At 37.9% G+C, this 12,925-nt stretch carries 7 protein-coding genes and 1 tRNA gene; 5 read left to right on the top strand and 3 right to left on the bottom strand.

What is annotated here, in order from left to right:
• Window positions 1-69: 69 nt before the first annotated feature.
• Window positions 70-140 (top strand) — tRNA-Gln (locus BUA76_RS04485).
• Between the two features lie 190 nt (window positions 141-330).
• Here the strand turns inward: BUA76_RS04485 and BUA76_RS04480 are convergent.
• The 3 genes from BUA76_RS04480 to BUA76_RS04470 form a co-directional block, all read right to left on the bottom strand.
• Window positions 331-1,284: a DUF6624 domain-containing protein gene (locus tag BUA76_RS04480; RefSeq protein WP_072883613.1), complete on the bottom strand. Its 954-nt coding sequence runs from the start codon at window positions 1,282-1,284 to the stop codon at window positions 331-333.
• A gap of 70 nt (window positions 1,285-1,354) precedes the next feature.
• A complete protein-coding gene (locus tag BUA76_RS04475; protein WP_072883612.1) occupies window positions 1,355-1,561 on the bottom strand; it encodes a hypothetical protein in 207 nt (68 codons plus the stop codon).
• 26 nt (window positions 1,562-1,587) lie between these two features.
• A complete protein-coding gene (locus BUA76_RS04470) occupies window positions 1,588-1,881 on the bottom strand; it encodes a helix-turn-helix domain-containing protein (RefSeq protein ID WP_072883611.1) in 294 nt (97 codons plus the stop codon).
• Between the two features lie 195 nt (window positions 1,882-2,076).
• Between BUA76_RS04470 and ccoN the strand changes: the two genes are divergently transcribed.
• From ccoN to tamL, 4 genes are all read left to right on the top strand, one after another.
• The gene (gene ccoN, locus BUA76_RS04465) at window positions 2,077-4,359 is read left to right on the top strand and encodes a cytochrome-c oxidase, cbb3-type subunit I (protein ID WP_072883610.1); all 2,283 of its coding nucleotides are present in this window, start codon (window positions 2,077-2,079) and stop codon (window positions 4,357-4,359) included.
• Window positions 4,360-4,371: 12 nt separating this feature from the next.
• Window positions 4,372-5,259, top strand: a complete 888-nt coding sequence (locus BUA76_RS04460) for a cbb3-type cytochrome c oxidase N-terminal domain-containing protein (RefSeq protein ID WP_072883609.1) — start codon at window positions 4,372-4,374, stop codon at window positions 5,257-5,259.
• 297 nt (window positions 5,260-5,556) lie between these two features.
• A complete protein-coding gene (locus tag BUA76_RS04455) occupies window positions 5,557-10,593 on the top strand; it encodes a translocation/assembly module TamB domain-containing protein (protein WP_083573156.1) in 5,037 nt (1,678 codons plus the stop codon).
• On the top strand, window positions 10,594-12,918 hold the full coding sequence (tamL, locus tag BUA76_RS04450) for a translocation and assembly module lipoprotein TamL (protein WP_072883608.1): 2,325 nt from the start codon (window positions 10,594-10,596) through the stop codon (window positions 12,916-12,918).
• The last annotated feature ends 7 nt before the right edge of the window (window positions 12,919-12,925 follow it).

Raw genomic sequence — 12,925 nt, 5'->3', positions numbered from 1 at the left:
ATAAAAAACTTCAAAAAGTTCTTGCAAATAATGAAAAAAGCTGTAAATTTGCACCACTCAAACAGAGAAAGACTCATGGTGTAGCGGTAACACTACTGATTTTGGTTCAGTCATCTGGGGTTCGAATCCCTGTGAGTCTACATAACAGGAGAAATGTTTATCATTTTTCCTGTTTTTGTTTTAATGTTAATAGGGAATTTATAGAGGTTGGTTATTGCCAGTCATTCTTATTTTGAGAAAGTACATAACCGATTATTTTTCGCTTGCTTCGATCCGAAATTCTTTACACTTTACATAATTATCTGCCATTGTTGGCAACAGACATTTTTCCTATTTATTTAACTTTTCTAATTCGGGTAGCTCACTTTTATATTTTTCAACATCCCAAATTAAATTCCAGTTTTTAACATAGTCCGACATTAAACCTAAGCCAACTTCTTTTCTTCTTTCATCAACATGGTCAGGATCAATTAAGGGTAAAACATATTGAGTTTTATTATCCGGATTGGTTCCTATTTGACTTCCGTATATTTGTTTTCTACCTTCTCGAATTTCTATTCTGTCAATTAACAAAGCTAACGACCCTGGATTTGCATTTCCTTTTATTACAGCGTCTTTCATCATGGGTAAATATTTTTTTTGCGTTTCCAAATCTGAATGTTGAATTACAAGAAATAACGCACTATTGGCTTGTGCGCCTACTTTGTCTTTACCAACCCAACCTTTTTCATCTAATATTTTTTTTACTTTTAATAAGTTAATAGAGTCTTGCTGAATTGTTATTTTCCAAAGATCATTCATTTCTTTAGAATCCTGACCGAATTTTTTTTGAGTTTCATTCATTTGAATTCTATATTTTTGGTCTTCGTCAAGAATTGTTAATAATTCGGCCTGCAAGGGTTTGTCATAATTTGCTTCTATCAACGCTATTTTTTTTTCTAATTTTTCAATTGCTTTTCCCCATTCCTTCTTTGAATGTAAATTTTCTAAGTCACTATCTGAATTTAAGTGCTTTAAATTTGTCCAGCCATTTTCTATTGACAAGTTCAACCATTTAAATGCTGTTTTTGTATTTCCTGCCAAAGAAGATGCGCAGGCACCATTATACAAGTGACTTGGATTTTTGCTTTCAATTTTAAAAGCTTTATTATATAAATCCGTAGACATTTTATAATCTTTTGCTTTATATAATTGATCAGCTTCACTTATTAATTTCGAATATTCTTGTGCATTAATGCTTGTGCATAAAAATAATAACAACAAAATATAAATATTGTTTCTCATTTTCCTGTTTGTATTATTGTTATTGATAACTCAACGGGTAGTTTATTTTTAATACTATTTATATCATCAATTATTTCTTCCGGACTTCCCGGTAATGGTTGCCGATATTAACAGCGATGGAAATCACCAATCCTCTCACAAATGACCAAAACAAAATTTCATTGACATTATCTTTGGTAAAATCATAATCATTGTAAAAATTAATATCGATGTAAAACAAAACAATCGTCATTGCCAAAGCTCCCAACAAAACAACTCCTGCCCTTTTTAAATTCATTTTGAAATTAGTTTAATTATAATTATTTACTGAAAATCATCCGGAATGGATATTCCTTTTTTATTTATGTATTCCAGCAGTCCGTTGTATTTTTCTTCGTAATCATTCGTTCCGCATTTATCGGAAATGCTGCAAATCTCGGAAGGCTTTATGCCTAAAATATCAGAAATTTTCGTAAGAATTTCCAGATTGATCTTTACTTTTGAATTTTCAATATCAGAATATGCTTTTTGCGATATTCCCATCTCAAAAGCCATATATTCCTGTGTTAAATCCTTACTTCTGCGGATTTTCCTAATGTTTTGACCACATATTTTCATGCCATGCCGTTTTAGTAGTTTTCGGTATATTTTAGAAGGATATCTATTAGCCTTAGACAAAGTTAGTGAATACCTTTGGCAAAACATTATTACGCTACATGATATTTTTATTTGTTAAGACTTAGGTTAAAAATTTACAGTAAAACTTTTGTTTTAAGATAAGAATTATCACTTCAGGACAACACCTTAGGAATTATGGAGACGCAAAAATTTAATTATGACAATAATATTGTCAGAGCATTTCTCTATGCTACAATTGCATTCGGTCTGGTTGGTTTTTTACTTGGTCTTACCGCTGCACTGATGCTTTTTTACCCGGAACTTCCGGAGTTTTTATTTGGAACAGATGACAGCACCATTAAAAGTCTGGCTTCAGGAAATATTCAGGGCTTAATTAATACCCAAGGAGCTTTAGGCTTCGGAAGGATCAGAATGCTGCATACCAGCGCTGTTATTTTTGCCTTTGTATGTAATTCTTTTTTCTGCGGGGCCTATTACAGCATGCAGCGTTTGCTGAAAACAAGAATGTACAGCGATACTTTATCCTGGCTACACTTCTGGACATGGCAGATCATGATTGTTTCCGTAGTGATCACCTTCCTGATGGGGATCAATACCTCTAAAGAATACGCAGAACACGAATGGCCTATTGATATTTTAATTACCATTTCCTGGGTAATCTTCGGAATCAACATGTTTGGTACCATTGCCAAACGTAGAGTAAGACATCTTTATGTTGCCATCTGGTTCTATCTGGGAACATGGATCGCCGTAGCGATGCTTCACATCTTCAATAATCTGGAAGTCCCATTATCATTCACTTCATGGAAATCATATTCTATATACGCAGGAGCTAAAGATGCTTTAGTGCAGTGGTGGTATGGTCACAATGCTGTTGCATTCGTACTGACAACGCCGGTTTTGGGTCTGATGTATTATTTTTTACCAAAAGCTGCGGACAGACCGGTGTTTTCTTATAAATTATCCATTATCCACTTCTGGTCACTGATCTTCGTTTACCTTTGGGCAGGACCTCACCACCTTCAGTACACCGCGTTACCAGCATGGGCGCAGGCAGTAGGAACAGGTTTTTCTATCATGCTAATCGCACCATCTTGGGGAGGTATGTTGAATGGATTGTTAACGCTGAGAGGCGCGTGGGATAAAGTAAGAGAAAATCCAATCCTTAAATTCTTTGTGGTAGCGGTAACCTGTTACGGTATGGCAACGTTTGAAGGGCCGTTATTGGCAACAAAATCTTTAAATAAAATAGGACATTACACCGACTGGGTAATCGGTCATGTGCACATCGGAGCATTGGGCTGGAACGGTTTCATGGCATTCGGAATTATTTATTACCTGATTCCGGTAATGTGGAGAACATCCCTTTGGTCTAAAAAACTTGCCAACTTACATTTCTGGCTGGGAACGTTGGGAATCATTTTCTATGCGGTTCCAATGTATATTTCAGGTTTCACCCAAGGATTAATGTGGAAGCAGTTCAATCCGGACGGAACCTTGGTTTGGAAAAACTGGCTGGATACGGTAACGGCAATTATTCCGTACTACAAAATGAGATTCTTAGGAGGTCTGTTTTATATTTCAGGTGCCATTTTAATGGTTGTAAACGTAATCAAAACCATTAGAGCAGGTTCATTCCAGAAAAACGTACCTGCAGAAGCTCCGGCTTTAGCCAACATCGGAAGCGCCAGAAAAGAAGGCGAAGGTTTACACCTCTGGATTGAAAGAACTCCGAGAATCATGGCTATTCTGGCTTTCATTACCGTGGCAATCGGTGGTCTGGTGGAAATCATCCCTACTTTAACATTAAAACAAAGTGTGCCGACGATTACTGCCGTAAAACCATACTCTCCGCTGGAACTGGAAGGAAGAGATTTATATATCAGAGAAGGATGTAATGCCTGTCACTCCCAGATGATCAGACCGTTCCGCGACGAGATTGTACGATTCGAAGGTAAAAACGGACAGTATTCCAAAGCAGGAGAGTTTGTTTACGACCGACCGTTCCTTTGGGGATCAAAAAGAACAGGACCGGATTTGCACCGAGAAGGAGGAAGAAATCCTGATTCATGGCATTTCAAACATATGTATAATCCAAGAATTACTTCAGCAGGTTCTATCATGCCTCGTTTCCCATGGCTGGTTACCAACAAACTGGACAAAAAACAAATGGTTGACAAAATGAAACTGATGAAAAATTATTTCGATGTTCCTTACACAAAAGCCGAGATCGATTCCGCCAACCAATGGGCAGACAACCAGGCAAAAGGTATTGTTAAAAGAATTTATTCCGAAGCGGCAGATGTGAAGCAGCAGATGGAAAAAGACAGAGCAGCAAAAGGAGCATCCTTCGTTCCGCTTGAGGACAGAGAAATCGTAGCTATGATTGCATATTTGCAAAGATTGGGAACAGATATTAAAACCACTCAGATTCAAACCGCAAGTGCAGATAATTAAAATGAATTAGTAATGAAACCAAGAACCCCCATTTCAGTATACATCGTTGTTACCTTAGGTTTAACGATCATGGCGTTCGAAATGTTCGCACACGATTCAGGATATTTTTCGTCTCCTTTTTTCTGGGGACTAATACTGATTGCCATTATCCTGCTTCTGATCATGAATTCCATTGGAGACCTCATCGAAAATCAGAATTTCAGCAAGCTTTCGGATGAAGAAAAAGCTTTATATATCAAAGAAAAAAGCACACCTTATTTTCAGAAACTATGGAATTCAGCTTTCAAAAAACAGTCTGCTACAGAGGAGAAAGACATCCTTATTGATCATGGATTCGACGGGATTACAGAATTGGATAATGCACTTCCAAAATGGTGGATCGGCCTTTTCTGGTTCGGATGTATTTTCTGTGCCGTCTATCTTACCGCGTTTTCATTCACCGAATATGCACATCCCGACGCAGAATTAAATCATGAAACCAAAACCATGCTTGCTTCCATCGCAGAATATGAGAAAACAGCTCCGCAAATTAACCTTGAATCTGCAAAATACAGCGCAGATAATGTAGCCGAAGGAAAAGAACTTTTTAAAACCAACTGTGCAACCTGCCACGGAGATGGAGCAAAAGGAGGTATCGGCCCGAATCTTACCGATAAATACTGGATCAACATAAAAGAAAAAAGCTTATTTAAAAATGTGTTCTGGATGCTTGAAAACGGATCCCCGAATAATCCTACGATGCGGCCTTTAATCAAAGAAGGAACCATCACCGGAAGAGATGCCGAAAAAATTGCAGCATACATTTACCACATCAACCAGGAAACCGCTCCTATTACGCCGGCTCAGGGTGGTGCTGCGCCTCAGGGCCAGGAAGTACAATGGGAAAACGGAAATGACTAAAACTTTTAATCTCAACATATTATCTTAAACCATGCCAAGCCCCCTTTTTATTAACTGAACTAACATTTATAAATTCATTTTTGCTAACCTTTTCAATTATGAAATGAACAAAAAGGGGGCTTTTTAAACACATAAATCCGGGCTTTGACTGTCAGCATCAACTATTCACTTGACACTCAACTAAACTAAATTCCATTAGATTGGCAGTCAAGGCAGGATTTTTGCATACGCAAAGGGTACCACAACAGATGAGCAGTACGATTAGTATTGCTATATTTGTTTTAAACCCAATCACTCTTGAAACTGAAAATCAACAAAAGAAAACTCTTTCGGCGTTTTGTCATTACCATTATATCTATTTTGGTATTTATTGTATTACTTATTCTTAGCTTAAGGCTTCCCGCCGTTCAGAACTTCGTTAAAGACAAACTGGTTGTTTACCTAGAAAAAAAAATCAAAACAAAAGTAAGCCTGGAAAGGGTTTACATAGGATTTCCGAACAGCCTTGTTATGGAAAATCTTTATTTAAAAGGTCAGAATATCGATACCCTACTCGCCGTAAAAAAGCTGGATGTAGGCTTGAATATGATGAAGCTGATCAGTTCTACCGCAGACATCACATCCGTTGAGCTGGAAGGCGCCCGCGCGAATGTGGTGAGGAAACCGGACGGCACATTCAATTTCGATTATATCCTTGATGCATTTGCAACTACCGACAAAGAAGAAAGTCCTTCAAAACCTTTTATTATTTCTTTAGATAAAATCAAGCTTAAAGACATTGGGGTTACCTTCAATGATCAACAGTCGCGTAATGATATTAAGGTCTACTTCAAATCTTTTGATACGAGAGTAAAAACTTTTGATCTTCAGAATAATTCTTATGCCGTTAATGATATTAATCTGGACGGCTTGAAACTTAAACTCAAGCAGGATCTCGTAGAAGAAGTTTCCAAAAAAGTTGAAAAGAAAGTAGATTCGCTTAACAATAAAAAGCCGATGCAGATCGGATTAAAAGGAATAAAACTCACCAATTTCGATATCGATTACGGGGACGACAATACCAAAACCTTTGCCAAAGTTTTGTTTAAAGAGCTCAGTACAAAGGTCAACAAACTTGATCTTGAAAATAATGCCTATGATGTAGACAATGTATTTCTTTCCGGCGCCAACATCAATGCCAATCTTTATCTTCCCTCTAAAAATGCCAATCCAAAAAATGATGAATCTAAAGATCCTAAAACGTCCGAACAGCAGAAAGCACTTAGTCTTTTGTTGGGAAAACTTGTTCTTAATGACGTAAAAGTAGCTTATAACAATACTGCTATTGCGCCTACCAGACAGGGAATGGATTTTAACCACCTGAATTTTTCAAAGCTTAATGTGGAGGTAAGAAAATTCAAAATGCAAAATAACACTTTTGCAGGATCGGTAAATTCTGCTGAAATTCAGGAAGCAAGAGGATTAGATATCCGTGAATTCAACACCGATTTCGTATACAACGAAAAAGAAGCTTATTTAAAAGATCTTTACCTGGAAACTTCAAGAACGATTTTGCGTGATGAGGTGGTTTTAAATTATAATTCTATTGAACAGCTCTCTTCAAATCTTGGAGCTGTTAAAATTTCAGCAAATATTAAAGATTCAAAAGTAGGTTTTGCGGATATTCTGAATCTGGCTCCTAATTTAAGAAATACTTCACCATTTAACAGATATCCAAATGCTGTTTTAAATGTTAATGCCAATGTAAAAGGCAATGTAAACGATCTTCTGATCAACAATCTTAAAGTATCAGGTATTGATCAGCTGAGAGTAGCAGCATCAGGAAGAATTAAAAACGCTACCAATCCCGATAATTTATATTACGACCTCAGAATTGCCGAATTATCATCTTCAGCAAAAACGATTTATAATCTCGTTCCGAAGAATACCATTCCTTCCAATATTGCCCTACCTTCGAATATGAGCATTAAAGGGACCGCAAAAGGAACAACTAAAATTGTAGATGCCAACCTGAACCTCTACTCTACTTTAGGAAATGCATCTGTAAATGCAAAAGTGGATATGCGCAGAAAAAACCGTGAACTGTATGATGTAAAGGCCAATCTTCAGGGATTACAGATCGGAAAAATTATTAAAAATAAAGACATCGGTTCTGTTTCTGCGCAGATTTATGCGAAAGGCGAAAGCTTCGATTTCAAAAATGCCAATGCAGACCTGAGAGGACATGTTGCATCCGCAGTGTACAAAGGTTATCGCTATCAGAACATGAATCTTACCGGAAAAATACGACATGGCGCTTACAATATTGTTTTAAATTCCAAAGATCCTAATGCCAACATGCAGCTTACGGCATCCGGAGTGTATAACGAAAAGAATCCTACAGTAAAGGTAAACGGAAATATATTGAAACTTGATCTTAACAAGCTGGGATTCTATAAAGACCAGATGATTCTTGCAGGGAAAATAGACGGAGATTTTACCAATTTAGATCCGGATCATCTGAACGGATATCTGAATTTAAAAGATTTTGCCTTTTCGGATACCAAAGAAATCTATCCTGTTCAGGAAATCAATCTGAAAGCATCGTCCACTGCAGATTCTACCAATATCATTTTCAATTCGCAGATTGCTGATGTGGAGCTGAGAGGAAAATACAGGCTTACCCAGATATTTGGAGCTTTAAGCCAGACCATCAACCAATATTATCAGTTTCAAAAGCCTGCAAAAAATCAAAAAATCGAGGCCGGACAGTTTTTTACCTTTAATGCTAAAATTAAAAATGACGACCTCATCAGAAAATTTGTACCGGAGCTGAAAAGTTTTGAAACCATCAATATTACAGGAAATTATGATGCAGATTCTCAGAAAATAGAAGTCGACGGACAGATTCCGCAGGTTTTATACGGTGAAAACTCTATTGAAAATGCAAGATTGCAGGTTACGAATGAAAATCAGGCATTGCAGTACAATCTGAATGTTGCATCATTGAAAAGTTCCAGTTTTGCATTAAATAAAGTAAATGTCGGAGGAAATATTGCCGAAAATACCATCAATTACAACATCACCACCAAAGATGCAAAAGATGCAACGCAGTTCCTGATTGCCGGTAATGCAAAATCCATGAACGATATTACGGAAATTTCCCTCAATCCGGATGGATTAAAACTCAATTACACCGACTGGAATGTAGCTGAAGGAAATAAAATCCAGATCAGCAATGCCGGTATTTTGGCGGATAATTTCAGGCTTTCTAAAGGAGGCAGCGAGATCCTCTTACAATCTGAAACGCAGTCTCCGAACGCACCCTTAAATGTTTCTCTAAAGGATTTTAAAATAGAAACCATTACCGAGCTTATTAAAAAAGACACCTTGCTGGCAAGAGGAAATATCAACGGAACGGCACAGCTGCGTGATCTTACAAAAAACATGACGTTTACTTCAGATTTAAATATTTCAGATCTTATTGTTTATGAAAATCCTGTAGGAAACCTTGCGGTAAAAGTGAATAATACTTCACCAAAAGTTCTCAATGCGGATATTGCGCTTTCCGGAAATAATAATGATGTAAAAATTGTAGGAGATTACAACACTTCTTCAAGCACCTTTGACCTGAATATGGCGATCAACCAGCTTCAGATGAAATCCGTACAGGGTTTTTCTATGAACGCCATCACCAACACGGAAGGTTATATTTCCGGAAACCTGAAAATCACAGGAACTTCTTCGCAACCGAATATTTTAGGCAAAGTAAAATTCAATGATGCCGGACTTGAAATTGCCAAAACAGGAAGTGATTTCAGAAAGCTGAATGATGAAATTGATTTTACAAGCCGCGGTATTGAATTTAACAATTTTAAAATCAATGACAGGGACGGAAATTCTATGAATATCGACGGACAGGTTCTTACCCAGACGTACAGGGATTTTGCCTTTAATCTTGACCTGAATGCTAAAGATTTCAAGGTCGTGAATTCAGAAAAATCCAACGAAGCCATAATGTATGGAATTCTTTCTATTGATGCCGCTTTACAGGTTCGCGGAAATTTAGACTTACCGAAAGTGGACGGACGTCTGTCTGTTGCTGACGATACCGATTTTACATTTGTCCTTCCGCAGTCCTCTCCCACTTTACAGGAAAGAGAAGGCATTGTTGAATTTATTGATCAGGATCAGGTCGCTTTAAATAAAACCATCAAGGCAGATTCTTCAAATTCTCAAAGCAGGATTAAAGGAATGGATGTGAACGTCAATATTGAGCTGAGCAAAGAAGCAAAACTTTCATTACTCATTGATAAAGCAAACGGAGATTTCGTAAAACTTCAGGGGGAAGCAGAATTGACGGGAGGAATCGATCCTTCAGGGAAAACAACTTTAGTAGGTGTTTATGAAGTGGAATCCGGAAGCTATGAAATGACGGTAAGTGTTTTAAAAAGAAAATTCGATATCCAGAAAGGGAGTACCATTACCTGGACCGGCGAACCGACTACCGCTACACTCGATATTACAGCCGTCTATAAAACAGAAGCCGCCCCGATTGATCTCGTAGAACAGCAGATCAGCGGCGAAGAAGCATCAACATTGAATCAGTTTAAGCAGAGAATCCCTTTCAATACCTTATTGAAAATGCAGGGTGAATTGCTGAAACCTGTTATTACGTTCGATATTACTACCGATGAGAAAAACAACGCAGTTTCTTCCAACGTTACCGATATTGTAGACCAGAAACTGGCGCAGCTGAGAACCCAGGAATCCGAGATGAACAAACAGGTTTTTGCTTTGTTGTTACTGAATAGGTTCATCGGTGAAAATCCTTTTGAATCCGGAGCAGGACTTTCCGGGGAAATGATGGCCAGACAAAGTGTAAGTAAAATTCTTTCACAGCAATTGAATAATCTTGCTTCTGATCTCATCAAAGGAGTTGACCTGAATTTTGACCTGGAATCCTCAGAAGATTATTCCACAGGAACCCAGAATACCAGAACCGACCTGAATGTTGACATCAGTAAAAAACTACTGAACGACAGGCTGAAAGTTTCGGTAGGAAGCAATTTCGGATTGGAGGGAGAAGCCCGTCAGAATGAAAATATGACCAACATCGCGGGAGACGTAACTGTAGATTATAGTTTATCCAAAGACGGAAGATATATGCTTCGGGCCTATCGTAAAAATGAATACCAGGTAGCGCTTCAGGGACAGATCGTGGAGACCGGATTAGGATTTATCATTACGCTGGATTATGACAAATTCCGCGATATTTTCCAAAGATCCAGAAAAGAGAAGAAGCAAAAGGAAAGAAGAAAAAACAACCAGAATCAAGCTGTAGAATTTAAATAAATGAAAAAAAACTATCATACCTACTTCAAATATGCATTAACATTCGGGATGGCTTCTGCGGTAGTTTCGTGTAATACGAGATATCTGAAGGAAGGCGAAATGCTTTATACGGGAGCGGAAATAAATATCGAAAATGATACGATTTCCAAGAAGGAGAAAAAAAATCTTAAATCCGCTTTGGAAGACAATCTCACCCCTAAGCCCAATTCCAGTTTTTTAGGTTTAAGGCCAAAACTTTTTTTCTATAATATTGCCAAAGAGCCTAAAAAAGAAAAAGGATTCAATTACTGGCTGAAGTATAAAGTGGGTGAAAAACCCGTGCTGCTTGGTGATGTAGACCGTGAATTTAACAAAGATATCATTGAAAATTATTCTGAAAACCAGGGATATTTTAATGCTAATGCTACTTATGATACGGTTTCCCGTAATAAGAAAGCAAAAGTAATTTACACATTGCGTCCCGGAGCAAGATATCTTATCAGCGATGTGAAATTCCAGCAGGATTCAACACTGGTTAACAGAGAAATTCAGAATCTTACTGATAAAACTTTACTAAAGAAAGGACAGCCTTTTGACCTGGATGTAATAAAATCCGAAAGGGAACGCATTGACAATGGTTTGAAAGAACGCGGTTTTTATTATTTTCATCCCGACAATATTATTGTTCAGGCAGATAGCACGATAAGCAAAAACCACAAGGTAGAGCTGAATGTAAAACTGAAAGACAACACTCCGGATCTTTCCACCCAGCAGTTCAGTATAGACAAAGTAGTTGTTTTCCCGAATTATAACATCCGGGATGTAAAAGAAGGAAAATACAGTGTGCCGATGAATCCGGATTCTCTTCAGAAATATGCTCATGAAGACATTTACGTTATCGATCCCGAACATAAATTCAAACCGAAAATTTTTGACCGTGCTTTGTATTTCAAAAGAGGAGATCTTTACAACCGTACCAATCATAACCTTACGTTGAACAGACTGATCAGTTTAGGGGTATTTAAATTTGTAAAAAATGAATTCGAGGTTTCAGATTCTTTGCAACATAAATTTGACGCCTATTATTTATTAACTCCGAGGGAACTTCAATCGCTCCGCCTGGAAGCGCTGGGAAGAACCAACTCTGCCAATTACGCAGGAAGTGAGCTTAACCTCAACTGGACACACCGCAACTTTTTCAGAGGTGCGGAACAGTTCAAAGCATCGGTGTACGGTGCATTTGATGTGCAGATCGGCGGGCCGGAAAACGCCAAAAATATTTTCAGGGCAGGATCGAATGTACAGCTTTCCATTCCGAGAATTGTGGCGCCATTCAGATTTAATTCTTCCAGTGCTTTTGTTCCTAGAACGAACATTACGCTGGGCTATGAATTCCAGAACCGTACGGAATATTACACGTTAAATACCTTTACTGGCTCTTTTGGATATGTATGGAAAGAAAATGCAAGAAAGGAACACGATCTGAAAATCCTGGATATTACTTACGTTTCTCCTGCCAATATAACTCCGTTATATGATTCAATTTCGCAAAAAAGTGATGCAATGAGAAGAGTAGTTGAACGCCAGCTTATTTTTGGCCCAACATATTCATACACCTATACCAACACCATGCTGCCGAAAGCGAATACGATTTATTATAAAGGAACCCTTGATCTGGCAGGAAATATTACAGGCTTATTGACCGGCGCGAACGTAAAGAAAGACAAAGAGAAAAGCATTTTCGGAGTCCCTTTCAGCCAATACGCCAAAATTGAGAATGACTTCAGGTTTTATCATAAATTCAATGAAAAAACATCCCTTGCGACCCGTGCTATTGCCGGCGTTGCCTATCCTTACGGAAATTCAGAATATATTCCTTTTTCAAGGCAGTTCTTTTCCGGGGGAAGCAACAGTGTGAGAGCATTCCGTGCAAGAACGTTGGGGCCGGGAAGTTTTGATCCCAGAACCATTGAATCCGGATATTATTTTGATCAGTCCGGAGATATAAAATTGGAGCTGAATGCAGAATACCGAGCTAATTTATACAAATTTTTAAATGTTGCCGTCTTTGCAGATGCAGGAAACGTTTGGCTGGTAAATGAAGATACAGACAGGCCTGGCGCGAAATTTTCCAAAGAATTTTTAAGTGAAATTGCCGTGGGAGCCGGAGTTGGTCTGAGACTTGATTTCTCTATTTTAATTCTGAGACTCGACCTTGCAATGCCATTGAGAGTGCCTTATTATGAAAGAGGCGACCGCTGGACTTTTGATAAGATTAATTTCGGAGATTCCAGCTGGAGAAAAGATAATCTTATTCTGAACATTGCAATCGGGTATCCTTTCTAAATTTTTA

The sequence above is a fragment of the Chryseobacterium takakiae genome (assembly GCF_900129385.1).
Classification (GTDB): Bacteria; Bacteroidota; Bacteroidia; order Flavobacteriales; family Weeksellaceae; genus Chryseobacterium; species Chryseobacterium takakiae.
The sequence above is the reverse complement of the archived record's forward strand: the minus strand, read 5'-3'. Positions and strand labels throughout refer to the sequence as shown.